This window comes from Herbaspirillum sp. VT-16-41, from assembly GCF_001994935.1.
GTDB lineage: Bacteria > Pseudomonadota > Gammaproteobacteria > Burkholderiales > Burkholderiaceae_D > Herbaspirillum > Herbaspirillum frisingense.
In genome coordinates this window covers 45,063-59,881 of record NZ_MUXB01000114.1, presented here as the reverse complement: position 1 = coordinate 59,881, position 14,819 = coordinate 45,063, and the positions used below count along the sequence as shown (strand labels likewise).

15 protein-coding genes, 3 tRNA genes and 1 riboswitch are annotated in these 14,819 nt (G+C 60.2%); of the genes, 3 read left to right on the top strand and 15 right to left on the bottom strand.

Going from position 1 to position 14,819, the window contains the following annotated elements; genetic code table 11:
- Nucleotides 1-18: 18 nt before the first annotated feature.
- The 3 genes from rpmI to thrS form a co-directional block, all read right to left on the bottom strand.
- Complete coding sequence (rpmI, locus tag BTM36_RS15560) at nucleotides 19-216, bottom strand: 50S ribosomal protein L35 (protein WP_006712688.1); 198 nt, start codon at nucleotides 214-216, stop codon at nucleotides 19-21.
- A 251-nt stretch (nucleotides 217-467) separates the two neighbouring features.
- Nucleotides 468-989 (bottom strand): translation initiation factor IF-3, encoded by a 522-nt coding sequence (gene infC / locus BTM36_RS15555; RefSeq protein ID WP_077237003.1) that lies wholly within the window; start codon nucleotides 987-989, stop codon nucleotides 468-470.
- Nucleotides 990-1,062: 73 nt separating this feature from the next.
- Nucleotides 1,063-2,970, bottom strand: coding sequence for a threonine--tRNA ligase (gene thrS, locus BTM36_RS15550; RefSeq protein ID WP_077237002.1), 1,908 nt, complete (start codon nucleotides 2,968-2,970; stop codon nucleotides 1,063-1,065).
- A 372-nt stretch (nucleotides 2,971-3,342) separates the two neighbouring features.
- On the opposite strand from thrS, the gene BTM36_RS15545 reads away from it, so the two are divergent.
- Complete coding sequence (locus tag BTM36_RS15545; protein ID WP_006712683.1) at nucleotides 3,343-3,528, top strand: hypothetical protein; 186 nt, start codon at nucleotides 3,343-3,345, stop codon at nucleotides 3,526-3,528.
- Between the two features lie 83 nt (nucleotides 3,529-3,611).
- Here the strand turns inward: BTM36_RS15545 and BTM36_RS15540 are convergent, their stop codons facing one another.
- The 6 genes from BTM36_RS15540 to BTM36_RS15515 form a co-directional block, all read right to left on the bottom strand.
- Nucleotides 3,612-4,019, bottom strand: coding sequence for a response regulator (locus BTM36_RS15540; protein ID WP_006712681.1), 408 nt, complete (start codon nucleotides 4,017-4,019; stop codon nucleotides 3,612-3,614).
- A gap of 316 nt (nucleotides 4,020-4,335) precedes the next feature.
- Nucleotides 4,336-4,412: transfer RNA gene (locus tag BTM36_RS15535), tRNA-Val, on the bottom strand.
- 102 nt (nucleotides 4,413-4,514) lie between these two features.
- Nucleotides 4,515-4,591: transfer RNA gene (locus tag BTM36_RS15530), tRNA-Val, on the bottom strand.
- Between the two features lie 124 nt (nucleotides 4,592-4,715).
- The gene (locus BTM36_RS15525; protein WP_006712679.1) at nucleotides 4,716-6,968 is read right to left on the bottom strand and encodes a bifunctional (p)ppGpp synthetase/guanosine-3',5'-bis(diphosphate) 3'-pyrophosphohydrolase; all 2,253 of its coding nucleotides are present in this window, start codon (nucleotides 6,966-6,968) and stop codon (nucleotides 4,716-4,718) included.
- A gap of 6 nt (nucleotides 6,969-6,974) precedes the next feature.
- A complete protein-coding gene (locus tag BTM36_RS15520; protein WP_006712677.1) occupies nucleotides 6,975-7,325 on the bottom strand; it encodes a RidA family protein in 351 nt (116 codons plus the stop codon).
- Between the two features lie 69 nt (nucleotides 7,326-7,394).
- Entirely contained in the window at nucleotides 7,395-8,261 is an 867-nt protein-coding gene (locus BTM36_RS15515; protein ID WP_077237001.1) for an alpha/beta fold hydrolase, read from the bottom strand.
- A gap of 239 nt (nucleotides 8,262-8,500) precedes the next feature.
- Between BTM36_RS15515 and BTM36_RS15510 the strand changes: the two genes are divergently transcribed.
- A tRNA-Leu gene (locus tag BTM36_RS15510) sits at nucleotides 8,501-8,593 on the top strand.
- Nucleotides 8,594-8,738: 145 nt separating this feature from the next.
- Here the strand turns inward: BTM36_RS15510 and BTM36_RS29040 are convergent.
- Entirely contained in the window at nucleotides 8,739-8,882 is a 144-nt protein-coding gene (locus BTM36_RS29040) for a hypothetical protein (RefSeq protein ID WP_233207655.1), read from the bottom strand.
- Between the two features lie 369 nt (nucleotides 8,883-9,251).
- Between BTM36_RS29040 and BTM36_RS15500 the strand changes: the two genes are divergently transcribed.
- Entirely contained in the window at nucleotides 9,252-9,806 is a 555-nt protein-coding gene (locus BTM36_RS15500) for a DUF2242 domain-containing protein (RefSeq protein ID WP_006712670.1), read from the top strand.
- 128 nt (nucleotides 9,807-9,934) lie between these two features.
- Here BTM36_RS15500 and BTM36_RS15495 read toward each other — a convergent pair whose 3' ends face one another.
- From BTM36_RS15495 to BTM36_RS15475, 5 genes are all read right to left on the bottom strand, one after another.
- Nucleotides 9,935-10,246: a hypothetical protein gene (locus BTM36_RS15495; protein ID WP_006465596.1), complete on the bottom strand. Its 312-nt coding sequence runs from the start codon at nucleotides 10,244-10,246 to the stop codon at nucleotides 9,935-9,937.
- 201 nt (nucleotides 10,247-10,447) lie between these two features.
- Nucleotides 10,448-10,963 (bottom strand): 6,7-dimethyl-8-ribityllumazine synthase, encoded by a 516-nt coding sequence (locus tag BTM36_RS15490; protein WP_006465597.1) that lies wholly within the window; start codon nucleotides 10,961-10,963, stop codon nucleotides 10,448-10,450.
- An 88-nt stretch (nucleotides 10,964-11,051) separates the two neighbouring features.
- Nucleotides 11,052-11,220, bottom strand: a riboswitch (FMN riboswitch).
- A 95-nt stretch (nucleotides 11,221-11,315) separates the two neighbouring features.
- The gene (gene ybaL, locus BTM36_RS15485) at nucleotides 11,316-12,956 is read right to left on the bottom strand and encodes a YbaL family putative K(+) efflux transporter (RefSeq protein WP_077236999.1); all 1,641 of its coding nucleotides are present in this window, start codon (nucleotides 12,954-12,956) and stop codon (nucleotides 11,316-11,318) included.
- A gap of 175 nt (nucleotides 12,957-13,131) precedes the next feature.
- The gene (gene htpX / locus BTM36_RS15480; RefSeq protein ID WP_006465599.1) at nucleotides 13,132-14,010 is read right to left on the bottom strand and encodes a protease HtpX; all 879 of its coding nucleotides are present in this window, start codon (nucleotides 14,008-14,010) and stop codon (nucleotides 13,132-13,134) included.
- Between the two features lie 152 nt (nucleotides 14,011-14,162).
- Entirely contained in the window at nucleotides 14,163-14,597 is a 435-nt protein-coding gene (locus BTM36_RS15475; protein ID WP_077236998.1) for a hypothetical protein, read from the bottom strand.
- Between the last annotated feature and the right edge of the window lie 222 nt (nucleotides 14,598-14,819).

Genomic DNA, 14,819 nt, shown 5'->3' with positions numbered 1-14,819 from the left:
CCTTAGTGTATGGTGAGGTTAAGCGAACGGCAGCATTGCGCGAACGGAATTCAGGTTCGTCTCATGGACGCCCTCGGTACCGCGCAGTTGACGCTTGTTCTTGGTGGTCTTCTTGGTCAGGATGTGACGCTTGAAGGCTTGACCGCGCTTGACGGTACCGCCCGGGCGCACGCGAAAACGTTTCTTCGCGCTGCTCTTCGATTTCATCTTAGGCATAGCAACTCTGTCCTTCCGGACAGCTCCATTTTTTGATGATTGCAGGTGGCAGCAAATACTCGCTGCTCTTTGATGCCTGCTCTCACTTATTTGACAGCGGGTAATCCCGCTGCTTTTGCCCAGCGCAGTCGCCTGCGCCTTGCAAATCCTTTGTCGGCCTTACGCTGCCGCGGCTTTCGCGGCATGGACGACACCGGAGAGATGTCGTCCTGATACGGCTAACTGCTTGAGACTGAACAACAGAAAAAGATTTACTTCTTTTTCTTGGGCGCCAGCACCATGATCATCTGGCGACCTTCCATCTTGGGAAACTGCTCGACCTGGCCGTAAGGTTCCAGGTCTGCCTTCAGACGCTCCAGCACACGCATGCCGATTTCCTGGTGAGCCATTTCACGGCCGCGGAAACGCAGGGTGATCTTGGTCTTGTCACCGTCTTCCAGGAACTTGGTGAGGTTGCGCAGCTTGATGTTGTAATCGCCATCATCGGTACCCGGGCGGAACTTGACTTCCTTGACCTGGATGACCTTCTGCTTGAGCTTGGCCTCGTGCGCCTTCTTCTGCTCCTGGTACTTGAACTTGCCGTAGTCCATCAGGCGGCAGACGGGAGGTTGCGCGGTCGGCGCAATCTCGACCAGATCGACTTCAGCCTCCTCGGAAAGACGTAAGGCTTCAGCCAGGCTGACGATGCCCAGAGGCTCGTTTTCAACACCCGAAAGGCGTACTTCCGGCGCAGTGATCTCGCGGTTGAGGCGATGCGACTTGTCAGTAGCTATTGCAGTTTCCTTTTAAAATCCAATAAATTAAGCCGTGCTCTTGCGCTGGGAGGAAGCCCTAGGCTTCCCCGACTCAGGCTTTGGTGGCAACCTCATCCTTGAGGCGCTCCACCAAGGTGTCGATGGACATGACGCCCAGATCGACATTGCCCCGCGCACGCACGGCCACAGTGTTTGCATCCCGTTCTTTATCGCCGACAACCAGGATATAGGGCGGCTTCTGAATAGAATGCTGCCGTATTTTATAGGTAATCTTTTCGTTGCGCAAATCGGTCTCGACCCTAAACCCTTGTTTTTTCAGCGTTTGTGCAACGTTTTGCACATAATCCGCTTGCGCGTCGGAAATATTCAGGATGACAACTTGTGTTGGCGCCAGCCACAAAGGCATCGCGCCGGCGTGGTTTTCGATCAGGATGGCGATGAAACGCTCCAGCGAACCGACGATGGCCCGGTGCAACATCACGGGCACCTTGCGGTTGTTGTCTTCAGTGACATACTCGGCGCCCAGACGGGCCGGCATGGAGAAGTCCACCTGCATGGTGCCGCATTGCCAGGAGCGACCGATGGAGTCCTTCAGGTGGTATTCGATCTTGGGACCATAGAAAGCGCCCTCACCCGGCAGCTCTTCCCACTCCGAACCGGAGGCGCGGATGGCTTCGCGCAGGGCGTTCTCGGCCTTGTCCCAGACTTCCTCGGCACCAATGCGCTTTTCCGGGCGCAGGGCAAGCTTCACCGCCACTTCCTTGAAACCGAAGCAATCGTAGACTTCGCGCACCACGCGGTTGAAGGCAGCCACTTCCTCCTGGATCTGGTCTTCGGTACAGAAGATGTGACCATCGTCCTGGGTGAAGCCGCGCACGCGCATCATCCCGTGCAGCGCGCCCGAGGGCTCGTTGCGATGGCACTGGCCGAATTCGCCGTAGCGCAGTGGCAGGTCGCGATAGCTGTGCAGACCGGAGTTGAAGATCTGGATGTGGCCCGGGCAGTTCATCGGCTTGAGCGCGTAGGCTCGGTTTTCCGACTCGGTCGTGAACATGTTTTCACGATAGTTTTCCCAGTGACCAGTCTTTTCCCACAGCGAGCGATCCAGGATCTGCGGCGCCTTCACTTCCTGATAGCCGTTGTCCTGGTAGACGCGACGCATGTATTGCTCGACCTGCTGCCAGATGGTCCAGCCCTTGGGATGCCAGAAGATCAGGCCCGGCGCCTCATCCTGGAAGTGGAACAGGTCCAGCGCACGGCCCAGCTTGCGGTGATCGCGCTTTTCCGCCTCTTCCAGCATGTGCAGGTAGGCTTCCTGGTCTTCCTTCTTGGCCCAGGCGGTGCCATAGACCCGCTGCAGCATCTCGTTGTTGGAGTCCCCGCGCCAGTAGGCACCGGCCAGCTTCATCAGCTTGAATACCTTGAGCTTGCCGGTGGAGGGCACGTGCGGGCCACGGCACAGGTCGGTGAAGCTGCCCTCGGTGTAGAGCGAGACATCCTCGTTCTGCGGAATGGAAGCGATGATCTCGGCCTTGTAGGCTTCGCCGATGGACTTGAAATAGGCCACTGCCTCGTCGCGCGGCAACACCTTGCGGGTCACCGGCTCATCCTTCTTGACCAGCTCCGCCATCTTCTTTTCGATGGCCTGCAGGTCTTCCGGAGTGAAGGGGCGCTTGTACGAGAAGTCGTAGTAGAAACCGTTGTCGATGACCGGGCCGATGGTGACCTGGGCGTCCGGGAACAACTCCTTGACCGCGTATGCCAGCAAGTGGGCGGTGGAGTGACGGATCACCTCCAGGCCATCGGGATCCTTGTCGGTGATGATGGCCAGCTCGGCATCCTTGTCGATCAGGTAGGAAGTATCGACCAGCTTGCCATCGACGCGGCCAGCCAGGGCTGCCTTGGCCAGACCGGTGCCGATGTTGGCGGCGACCTGCGCTACCGTGACCGGGTTGTCGAACTGGCGTTGCGAACCATCGGGAAGACGAACTGAAACCATTGTGCACTCCATGTCGGCAGCGTGACTGCCTTGCCTATTGAGGGTAAAAGAGGGTCGCCAAGGAAAATGGCGAAAAAACGGACGAAAAAAAACGCGGACCAGCCGCGCTTTTTCAAAGGACGAAAAAGAACCCGACTAGCGTCGCGTGAAAACCTCGGTGGTAGTTCGCGGTGTCATAACCGGATTGCCTTTCTCGCTCTTACAGATTGGAATGAATCGATATTCGGGAGGCCGCCACTGACAGGTGACCTCGACCGTAGCTAGCTATTATAGCAAATTCCCTCGACCATCGACACAACTTACCCTTGCCACAGCGTACGCAGAGGGGCGCCACCGTGCTAGCATCCAAGTCCATAGAGGGAGGCCAGCATCATGTCGGACCAGAAAAATCACACCGAGCACCAGACCGTGATCAACAACCGGGAATACACCCTGCAGAGTCGCACCGTGGAACTGGAGAACGGCGAGCGCCATGAGGAGTACCGCGTACTACTTGACGGAGATGTCATCAAATCCTGGACGCGCGGCGATGTGGCCCGCTACTTCGGCCTGGCCTGAATCCCGCCCCTCCATCCTCCGCACCAAAAAACAAAAACGGCATCCGCAGATGCCGTTTTTTGCTCACCGACCACCTACCAGCCTCAGGCCTTGGCCAGGCTGGCGCGTCGCGCCAGGATCTTCTCGATCTTGTCCTTCAGCGTCGCCGCATTGAAGGGCTTGACGATATAACCATCGGCGCCCGACTGCGCGGCCTCGACAATGTTTTCCTTCTTGGCTTCGGCCGTGATCATCAGCACCGGCAGATGCGCCATGGATGGCGTGGCGCGAATCTTCTTGAGCAGCGTCAGGCCATCCATGCCAGGCATGTTCCAGTCAGTCAACACGAACGTGATCGGCATGGCACCTGCTTCCAGGATTTTCAGGGCGGACGTACCGTCGTCAGCCTCCGCCATCTTGGTGTATTCAAGTTCCTTCAGCAGGCCACTGACAATACGACGCATCGTCGAAAAGTCATCAACCACGAGGAAATACTGATCATCTGCTGCCATAGGAAAATTCGTTCATCCGTAGAGAATATGAGTTTGAGGAGCAAACTCACAAAAAATTCGACGCAAGTGTAAAGCATTTTTAGATGCTTTCGCGAAACATATGTCACGCAAACACGTAAAAACACCCTCTTCCGCCCTGCTATGCCCAAACAGCGTAACAGCCATACCCCAAATCTCCCGCAATACGGGAAAGAAAGACGGGAACAATGGGAGATGTCAATGCGGGGCCACAAAACAAAAAAGGAAGCCGCCGATGCGCTTCCTTTTGCGTTTTTATCTTCGCCAACTCACCCGTTCGATACTGCAACAGAAGAATTGGTAGGCACGATTGGACTCGAACCAACGACCCCTACCATGTCAAGGTAGTGCTCTAACCAGCTGAGCTACGCGCCTATCGAAGAATTACCGATGAGAAAACAAAAAAGGAAGCCAAGAATGCGCCTCCTTTTCAGTTGGCTTCGCCCCAACCCAACACCCCCAAAAGGGAAGAAAGATTGGTAGGCACGATTGGACTCGAACCAACGACCCCTACCATGTCAAGGTAGTGCTCTAACCAGCTGAGCTACGCGCCTAACGAAGAAGCGAGAGTATAGGAGGCTTTTCAAAATTTGCCAAGAGGTAAATGATGAAAAATTAAAATAATTTCCATACCTCCTGCCACCCCCTACCCCGCAATCCTTCCCTGCTCGCCCTCCCCTATTGTCGCTTGGCCTCGATCACACCCTTCACATCGCGGATCACCGTCAGGGCTTTCTGCAATTGTTCGGTCGAACCGATCTCGGCGGTAAAGGCCATGCGTGCATGCCCCTTCACGCTTTGCGTGCTCACCCCGATCACATTGATCTTGTCACGCAGGAAGATATCGGAGATATCGCGCAGCAGACCCTGACGATCACTGGCCAGCACGAAGATATCGACCGGATAGACCGTATCCCGCGCCGGGGCACCCCAGGTGGTCTGGATCACCCGCTCGGGCGCATGCGAGGCCATCTCGGCGAAATTCTTGCAGTTCACCCGATGGATCGACACTCCCTTGCCGCGCGTGACGAAGCCGGCAATCACATCCGGCGGCGCCGGCTTGCAGCAGCGCGCCAGTTGCGTCAGCAAACCATCGGTGCCGACCACCAGCACGCCGGACTTGGCACCCTGCACGATGCTGGAAGCGCGACTCTTGCGGGTAATCAGCGCCTCGTCATCGATCTCGGGCTTCTTGTCCTGGCCTTCATGCAAAGCCTGCTCGACATGACGCAGGCTGAACTCTTCCTTGGCCAACGACAGGCACAGGTCGTCCACCTTGGCAAAGCCCAGCTTCTGCGCCAGCTCTTCCAGGTTGACAGCCGTCTTGCCCTCGCGCTGCAGGGTCTTTTCCAGCAGGCCGCGACCGACCGACAGGGTTTCCTGCTGCTCGATGGCATTGAACCAGGCGCGGATCTTGGAACGGGTGCGTGAGCTGGCGGCATAACCAGGGCTCAGCCAATCGCGCGACGGCCCGACACCGGCGCCGCTCTTGGCCGTGATGATCTCCACCGTCTGACCATTCTTGAGCACCGTATTCAACGGCACCATGACCCCGTCTACGCGGGCGCCGCGGCAGCGATGGCCGACATCGCTGTGCAGGTGATAGGCGAAGTCGATCGGCGTGGCGCCGCTGGGCAGCTCGATCACCCTCGCCTGCGGCGTGAGCACGTAGATGCGCTCATCCAGCGTGGCCGACTTGAGCTTTTGCACCCAGTCACGGCGAACCTCTTCCTGATCCACGACGGCGTCGGTGACTTCATTTTTCCAGGCCAGAAGCTGACGCAACCAGGCAATCTTCTCGTCGTATTTCTGTGCCGAGAAATTGGAGCCGCCGCTTTCCTTGTAACGCCAGTGGGCCGCCACCCCGTACTCGGCGAAGTGATGCATCTCGTGCGTGCGGATCTGCACTTCCAGGGCGCGACCGTCCTCGGCCAATACCACCGTGTGCAGGGACTGGTAGCCGTTCTGCTTGGGACGGGAGATGTAGTCGTCGAACTCTTCGGGAATCGGAGTCCAGATATCGTGCACGATGCCCAGCACCGCGTAGCAGGTCTTGACGTCGTCGACGATGACCCGGAAGGCGCGCACATCGTAGAGCTCGGAAAAGTCGATCGACTTGCCGCGCATCTTGTTCCAGATGCTGTAGATGTGCTTGGGCCGGCCACTGACCTCGGCCCGGATGTCCTGGGCCGCCATTTCCGAGCGCAGGCGCGCAATGGCACTGGCCACGAAGGCTTCGCGCTCCAGGCGCTTTTCTTCCAGCATCTTGGCGATGCGCTTGTAGGTCTGCGGCTCCAGGAAGCGGAACGACAGATCCTCCAGCTCCCACTTCAGCTGCCAGATGCCCAGGCGGTTGGCCAGCGGCGCATAGAGGTCGAAGGTCTGTCGCGCATACTGGGCACTGGCCTCGTTCTCCTGCTTGGTTTCGGCAAAGTAGCGTAAGGTCGCCACGCGGGAGGCCAGGCGCACCAGCACCGCCCGCATGTCGGTGGCCATGGCCAGGAGCATCTTGCGCAGTGTTTCCACCTGGGCAGCCGCCTGCTGGGCGGCGTTCTTGCCGCGCAGGACCTCCTGGTTCTGCGGCTGGAAGCTGAGGCTATGGAAGCGCATCAACTGGCGCACGTTACCCACCAGCTCGGCGATCTCCTTGCCGAAGCGCTCTTCCAGCTTTTCTTCCAGCTCCGGATGCAGCATCTGCGCCTCGAAGGCCAGGCCGGCGATACGCGTAGCCGCATCGACATTGAGCGCCGTCAGCACGGTGGCCACGGAAACCGCGAATTGCAAGGCGTTCTGCCCGGACAGGATCTGCCTGTCGGCATACAACGGTTCGAGCTCGGCCAGCGCCTGCTCGACCCGCGTCACATCCTCGGGGGCGAGGCCGGCGGTGATCGCCGCCAGGCCTTCGCCCTGTGTACTTGCTACCGAAACCATAAACGATTACTTCTGTGCGGCGACGATGATGATTTCCACCAGCAGTTCAGGACGGGCCAGCTTGGCTTCGACGGTGGCGCGCGGCGGCGCGTTGCCGGGGGCGACCCATTCGTCCCAGACCGAATTCATGCCAGCAAAATCCTTCACATCGGACAGGAAAATCTGGCACGACAGGATCTTGGTCTTGTCGCTGCCGGCCTCGGCCAGCAGGCGGTCGATATGGCCCAGCACTTCACGGGTCTGGCCTTCGATGTTCTGGGTGGCGTCTTCGGCGATCTGGCCGGCCAGGTAGACGGTGCCGTTGTGGATGGCCACTTCGGAGAGGCGCTTGCCGACGTGCAGGCGTTGAATGGGCATGGGATTTTCCTTATAGGTAAGCCGGCTCAGCAGGAGCCAGCATATGAAAAAATCTACCGGATCGAATGCTCAACCCAGCAGGAACTGACGCGCCACCTCGATTTGCGGGGCATGCATGAAGGTCGGCGCATGGCCGACCTCGGGGAATTCCACCAGCCTGGCCTGGGGGCCACGACGGGTCATCTCCTGCGCCACTTCGGGCAGCAGCAGATCGGACTGGGCGCCGCGCACCAGCAGCGTCGGGCAGGTGATGGCGTCATAGGCAGCCCACAGCATCTGCTCGGCGGCACTGGCCGCTTCCGGCGTGGTCAGCTTGAACGGCACCGCCAGCGCCAGATCGTAATGGCGCACCCACTTGCCATCCTCATTCTGGCGCAGCACGTCCCTGGCCAGCTTGTGCCACTCTTCATCACTGTGATGGCCAAAGCTGGCCGAGATGGTACGAATGTACTGCGCAGCTTCCTCGAAACTGTCGAAACGTACATCCTGGCCGATGTAGTCACCGATGCGCGCCAGCGCCGCGCCATTGATGGAGGGGCCGATATCGTTGAGCACCAGGCGTCGGATCGGATTGCCTGGCAGCGAGGCCAGTACCATGCCGATCAGCCCGCCCATCGAAGTACCGAACCAGTCCACGATCTCGGCATCGGCCCGCGCCAGCAAGGTGACCATGTCGCTGACGTACTGCGGCACCGTATAGAACTGCGGATTGGCCAGGCGCCCTGAGCGACCGCGACCGACTACGTCGGGGCAGATCACGCGATAGGTATCGCAGAGCTCACGGGCCATGCGATCGAAATCGTCGGAGACCCGGGTCACCCCGTGCACGCACACCAGCACATTGGGATTGCGGGCATCGCCCCACTCCTTGTAGGCCATGGTATGCAGCCCGGCGGGCGAGATGCATTGCACTGTCTTGACTACGGCTTCAGTCATGATGACGGCTTTCTGGTGAAAGAAGTCGTCATTCTACTATCCCGAACCGATTTATCACCCGGAAATGGACTGCCCCATGGACTTAAAACGCTCTGCATGGCAGGACCAAACCGGAGCGCGCGCCGCGCTGCAAGGATGATCAGGACATCCTGCCTTTTCCCCAGCAAAAAACAGATGAAGCTGCGCAAGTCGCTGCTATAATGCGTCCCTTTTCCGGCGACCCTCGCCGGTATCCTCATGCCTGAGTGGTGAAATTGGTAGACACAGCGGACTTAAAATCCGCCGCCTACCCGGAAGGGAGCGTGCCGGTTCGACCCCGGCCTCAGGCACCAGAAGAACGCGATGACAGCACGTCGTGCCGGTTCTTCGCTTCCATCTTCAGTTATCGATTTCCTGCTACGAATTTTTCCTGGTGTGGCATGCCCCGTGATCGGCATAGCCGGACGAGCTTGTATTGCCCTCGTCTCTGGTCACCGGTCAGCGCTTGAGCAACTCCAGCGCATCCTCGGCCACGCTGCGCAGATTGGTGATGGTGGCGTTGAGGTCGGCCAGTTCAGCCGCGGTGGGCGGCTGATCCATGCCATTCTTGACCAGCGAAGCCTTGATGATCGTGGCAGCCATTTGCCACGCAGCCTTATTGTGTGCATCCACCAGTTCCCTCTGGATGCGCGCCAATTCCGCTTTCTGATTTTTATCCATTATCCTTGACGAGGCCGTATGCGAATTTGCCCAGCTCGCTGCGCAGATTCATGATCGTCCCGATGGAAGACCACTCCCGAACGCCACTTTCTTGACTCACCTAAAGATACTTTCAGTCAGGCAATTTCACAAGTGATTTTACCTTCACGCCAGGGACTTGCGAACCTCTTCACATCTGTTCTCATTAGGTGATAAGCCTTCTGTTACCGATCTTTACCATCTGCCCAAACCCTGCGTCAGGCGAATCCTTTACAATTCAGCCACCATTTTCTGTCGCCGGAGATTAGCTGCATGTCGCGCCCGTGTGTTTATGTCCCGCTCACCCTGGTCCTCGCCCTTGGACTGACCGCCTGCTCCACCGGCAAGACCGCCTTCTACCACCAGGAAGAATTCAGCGATACCAGCGCCTTCTCGCGCAGCTTCCCCGGTAGCGAAAAGGCCGTCTGCGAGGCCGCGCGCCGTGCGTTGCTGGGCCAGGGCTATGTCATCAGCCGCTCTACCGACAACACCATGGATGGCAACAAGAGCTTCCAGCCGGCCAGCGACAAGCACATGGAAATCGCTTTTCACGTCGTCTGCGCCTCCAATGGCAACGGCAAGAGTTCGACCATGTTTGCCAGCGCTACCCAGGATGGCTACGGCATCAAGAAGAGCAACAGTTCAGCCAGCCTCGGGGTCAGCGTGCTGGGCTCGGTGTCGATGCCCTTCGCTGCCAGCGACGACTCCATGGTGCGCGTCTCCAGCGAGACCATCCGCTCGCCCGATTTCTACGATCGCTTCTTCGGCGCGGCAGAGCGCTATCTGCTGGTGGACGTCGACGACGAAGCCGCCCCGGCCAAGAAGTAAGCCGGGCTCAATCGAGAGGCTTACCACTCCTGCGTGAGGTTCACATCGCGGATACGACAATGGCGGCCTCGGCCGCCATTTTTTTCGCCGGCACACCTGGCATCACCAGGTACCGCCCGCCCCCGACATCAACGATGCCAGTAGCCTGGAGGCGGTGGCGGACGATGCCAGTGACGATGATGGTGCCCACGGTAATACCCCGGCGCCACATAGACCGGCGGCGGACCGTAATAGACCGGAGCCGGGCGGACATAGACTGGCGGCGGCGGTGCGTACACCGGTGCAGGCTGCACGTAGACCGGCTGCGGAGCCACGTAGGCGCCCGGCACGCCGATGTTCACGCCGATCGAGACATGCCCGGCCATGGCCGGAGCGGCCGACAGGCCGGCTACGGCAGCGAAGACGGCCAGGCCGGCCATCAGGGGAATCGACTTTTTCACGATAGCTCCTCGTTGTTCTGGATTACGTAGCGTGAATATAGCCCGCCAATCCTGACAACTCTAGGCCAAAGCCGTAAGGGTTGTAAGCAAATGCTTCACAATCGTTAAGCAAAATGTGAACGGGGATTTGAATTCCCCCACCCCCTGCGCGAGCCGCCTGCGTGCCTAGCCGACCTCATTCAGGCCGCTCGCAGCCCACGTTCAGGCCGCGTTCAGGCTATGCCGCGCAGCCTCGGCAGCCCGCACCTCCGCCAGCTTGGCCACGGTGGTGGCGCAAGCCTGTGCCGCTTCCTTGCCCTTGACCAGGAAATGCTCGTGGAAGTACTGATGGTGCTCGCTATGGGAATGGAAGTGATGCGGGGTCAAGACGGCCGAAAAGACCGGCACTTCGGTATCAAGCTGCACCTGCATCAGCGCCGAAATGACCGACTGTGCCACGAAGTCGTGACGGTAGATGCCGCCATCGACCACCAGGCCGCTGGCGACGATGCCGGCATACTTGCCGGTCTTGGCCAAGACCTTGGCATGCAGGGGAATTTCGAAGGCGCCAGGCAGTTCGAAGAAATCGATGCTGCTGCTCGGCCAGCCGAGTGCGGCCATTTCCGCGGTGAAGGCGATACGGCACTGGTCGACGATATCCTTGTGCCAGCAAGCCTGGATGAAGGCGATACGTTGACCGTGGTGGGAAGACACTGCAGAAAGATGCGATTGCGACATGGTTCAGGACTCCTGTTCGATGATTAAACAGGGCGTTGGAATGCGCGGCCGCAGGCAGACTGCTCGCGCAGGGCTGCCATGCCGGACACTCCGTTCTCTTTCATCCGGACTATGACCGTCGGCCCCGGGATCACACCGGGTCTGCTGACCCCGTCCCGCCGCGATGGCAGGCCGGGCGCTCGCGGGCTACAGACGAGGTCGGGTGACCTCGCCTGATTACCGCCGGTGGGGAGTTTCGCCCCGCCCCGAGAACTTGTTGCTGCGCAGCGGGCAGGGAGCCCGCCACAGCAGCAGCCGCGACTTTAGCACGCATGGAAAATTGCTGCAGGCCATCGACGCGATAGCTGAACCGTCAGGCGCCCTGCCCCACCATGTCGAGCATGCCCCGGGCGATTTCGCGTTCCCCCATGATGACGCGCTGGGCACCATGTTTTTCCAGGTGCTCGATCTCGGCATCCGAATGGGCCCGCGCCACGACCTGCAGCCCGGCGTTCAGCTCCAGCGCATTCTCGATCACCTGGCCGGCCTCGAATACCTCGGGAATGGCCACCAGCAACCAGCGTGCGCGGTCCACGGCGGCCGCCTTCAACAGTTCGCTCTGGGCGGCATTGCCATACAGGGCCGGCACACCGGCACTGCGCAGGGCATCCAGGTTTTCCCGTTGCGCCTCGATGACCACAAAGGGCCGCCCCTGGGCACGCAGCTGCTCGCCGATGCCGCGCCCCACCCGGCCATAGCCGACCAGCACCACATGATCCTGCAGGTCGACGGTCGGTGGCACATTGTCGGCGTCTGGCTCCTTGGGCTGGCGTGCCTCGTAGCGATCCAGCAGCGAGAACAGCAGCGGATTGAGCAGGATGGAGAGGATGGCGCCGCCCAGGATCAGGTCGCGAGCCATCGGCGAGAGCAGGTCCAGCGACAGGCCCAGCGTTGCCAGGATGAAGGAAAATTCACCGATCTGCGCCAGGCTGGCCGAGATCGTCAGGGCGGTCGAATTCGGGTGTCCGAAGACCCGCACGATCATCAATGCCGCCAGCGACTTGCCGACCACGATGATGAACACCGTCGCCAGCACCAGCAAGGGCTCGCGCACCAGGATGGAGGGATCGAACAGCATGCCGACCGAAACGAAGAACAGCACCGAGAAGGCGTCACGCAGCGGCAGGGATTCCTCGGCGGCGCGATGGCTCAACTCGGATTCGGACAGGATCATGCCGGCGAAGAAAGCCCCCAGCGCGAAGGAAACACCGAACACATAGGCCGAACCCAATGCGAAGCCCAGCGCAATGGCCAGCACTGCCAGCCGAAACAGTTCGCGCGAACCGGTATCGGCAATGCGCTCCAGGATCCAGGGAATGACGCGACGACCGACGATGAGCATCACCGCCACGAAGGCCACCACCTTGCCCAGGGTGATCCCCAGCGTCAGCAGCACCGCATTGCCGCTCAGGGCCTCGCCCTTGCCGCCGAGGATGCCCGACAGCGCCGGGATCAGTACCAGCGCCAGCACCATGGCAATGTCTTCGACGATCAACCAACCGACTGCGATACGCCCACGCTGCGTCTCCACCAGACGCCGCTCCTGCAGGGCCTTGAGCAGCACCACGGTACTGGCCACCGACAAGGCCAGGCCGAACAGGAAACCTTCACCCACCGGCCATCCCAGCACCCACCCCATGCCCATGCCCAGCAAGGTCGCAATGGCGATCTGCGCGACCGCCCCGGGGATGGCGATGTTCTTGACCGACAGCAAGTCCTTGAGCGAGAAGTGCAGCCCCACTCCGAACATCAGCAGGATCACCCCGATCTCGGCCAGCTCCTGGGCCAGGTCGGCATCGCCCACGAAACCGGGAGTAAAGGGGCCGATGGCGATACCAGCGACCAGATAACCGATCAGCGGCGGCATTTTCAGACGATGGGCCAGGGTGCCGAAGATAAAGGCCAGCACCAGGCCTGCGACAATGGTGGCAATCAGGGGGGTGTGATGGGGCATCAGTCAGGGTTCCTTTCTGTGTGGATGAAATTGATGGAGATGACTGCAGATAAAGCACGAAGGACACCGACGACCACGCAAAGACTAACATGGCCGTTGGCCGACCACGGCGGCGAACTGCGGCGCTTGGCGCGACGCCACTGGTCCGCCGCCTGCGGTCACTGCGCCGTGGCGATCAGCGGGCTGCCTGGAGGGCGGCGATGCGCGACTCCAGCGGCGGATGGCTGGAAAACAGCCCCAGCCAGGCCTCACGCCCCGAAATGCCGGACGCCTGCAGGTTCTGCGGCAGACCGTCGGATTGCAGGCCACCCAGGCGACGCAGGGCATTGATCATCGGCGCGCGGGAACCCATGAGCGTGGCGGCACCGGCATCGGCGCGATACTCGCGCTGACGCGAGAAGTACATGACGATGACGCTGGCCAGGATGCCGAACACGATCTCGCAGACGAAGACGGTCACCATGTAGGCGATGCCAGGGCCGGAATTTTCTTCGTTGTTGCGACGCAGGAAGGAGTCGACGAAGTAGCCGACGATGCGGGCAAAGAACATCACGAAGGTATTGACCACGCCCTGGATCAGGGTCAGCGTCACCATGTCACCATTGGCGATGTGCGCCACTTCATGGGCCAGCACGGCTTCCACTTCGTCCTTGGTCATGCCCTGCAGCAGGCCGGTAGACACCGCCACCAGCGAATTGCTCTTGCTGGCACCCGTGGCGAAGGCATTGGGCGGGCCGTCATAGACCGCCACTTCGGGCATCGGTAACTGGGCGCGGGCGGCCAGGGTCTGGACGGTCTGCAGCAGCCACAGTTCGGTGGAATTCTGCGGTTGCTCGATCACGCGCGCACCGGTCGACCACTTGGCGATGGTCTTGGACATGAACAGCGAAATGAAGGAGCCACCAAACCCCATCAGGCCGCAGAACACCAGCAGCATGCCGAAGTTGAGGCCATTGGCGGTGAGGTAGCGATTCACCCCGAGCAGACTGGCTGTGACGCTCAGGACCAGCATCACGGCCAGGTTGGTAACGAGGAAGAGAACAATGCGTTTCATGGTTTTTCCTGTAGAACGAAATGAAAGCGTCCGGCACGGGCCGGTCGCCAAGACTGGGGAAACGGGAACACGGGAAATCAAAGAGGGAGCGCACCGCCAGTGGCGGGGCCATCACTGGGGAGGCGGCAAGGCCGCGAGCAGATCAGGCGCGCTCAGGCCACCAATGGTGGCGGCCGCAACTGGTCGCGCAGGTAGGACGACCAGGCAGGGATTGCCGAAAAGGCGTGGGGAAACGGGTACCAGAGCAGCTCCGGGGTGGCGATGCGCGCCGGCAAGGTGGGGTCTTCCAGCTCACCCTGTAGCGAGGGCCGGTCATCATCATCGTCCACGGGCGCACCGGGCTCGCTGGCGGTCGCGCCGGCCACGCCAGCCACATCAGCCAAATCAGTTACACCCGCCAGCGCCGTCAATGCGTGCCGGCCACGCAGGTCGGGTCCGGCCTGCAGGCAAGAAGCCGCACCAGCAGCGGAGTGCGATGCGTTGTGCAATTCGGTGCGCAACTGCTCGCGAAGCTGTGACTCTCCCGTGGCTGCCAGCAATTGCAGCGGGATCAGCAGAGTCAACAACAGGAGCAGCAATCGGCGCATCAAATCCTTGTCAGGTGGAAAAACGGAGCAAGAGCAGGCCCAACCCACAGGCGTCAAAAAGGAAATATCCGTCAGCATTTCGTCAGCAATGACGGCTCGGCATTATACGCAATATCCCCGCCAGCCCGCTGTCGACCATCTGCCGAGCATTCTCCCCAGAATCAAGCTGGCAGGAAAGTTATCCACAAAAGCTGTGAACAAGCCTGTTGATAAGCACCCTGC

Coding starts and splice junctions, on each gene's coding strand:
- rpmI (WP_006712688.1), bottom strand. CDS start 216: ATGCCTAAGATGAAATCGAAGAGCAGCGCGAAGAAACGTTTTCGCGTG.
- thrS (WP_077237002.1), bottom strand. CDS start 2,970: ATGGTTTCAGTTCGTCTTCCCGATGGTTCGCAACGCCAGTTCGACAAC.
- BTM36_RS15545 (WP_006712683.1), top strand. CDS start 3,343: ATGTCGGACCAGAAAAATCACACCGAGCACCAGACCGTGATCAACAAC.
- BTM36_RS15540 (WP_006712681.1), bottom strand. CDS start 4,019: ATGGCAGCAGATGATCAGTATTTCCTCGTGGTTGATGACTTTTCGACG.
- BTM36_RS15525 (WP_006712679.1), bottom strand. CDS start 6,968: ATGGTTTCGGTAGCAAGTACACAGGGCGAAGGCCTGGCGGCGATCACC.
- BTM36_RS15520 (WP_006712677.1), bottom strand. CDS start 7,325: ATGCCCATTCAACGCCTGCACGTCGGCAAGCGCCTCTCCGAAGTGGCC.
- BTM36_RS15515 (WP_077237001.1), bottom strand. CDS start 8,261: ATGACTGAAGCCGTAGTCAAGACAGTGCAATGCATCTCGCCCGCCGGG.
- BTM36_RS29040 (WP_233207655.1), bottom strand. CDS start 8,882: ATGGCTGCCACGATCATCAAGGCTTCGCTGGTCAAGAATGGCATGGAT.
- BTM36_RS15500 (WP_006712670.1), top strand. CDS start 9,252: ATGTCGCGCCCGTGTGTTTATGTCCCGCTCACCCTGGTCCTCGCCCTT.
- BTM36_RS15490 (WP_006465597.1), bottom strand. CDS start 10,963: ATGTCGCAATCGCATCTTTCTGCAGTGTCTTCCCACCACGGTCAACGT.
- ybaL (WP_077236999.1), bottom strand. CDS start 12,956: ATGCCCCATCACACCCCCCTGATTGCCACCATTGTCGCAGGCCTGGTG.
- htpX (WP_006465599.1), bottom strand. CDS start 14,010: ATGAAACGCATTGTTCTCTTCCTCGTTACCAACCTGGCCGTGATGCTG.
- BTM36_RS15475 (WP_077236998.1), bottom strand. CDS start 14,597: ATGCGCCGATTGCTGCTCCTGTTGTTGACTCTGCTGATCCCGCTGCAA.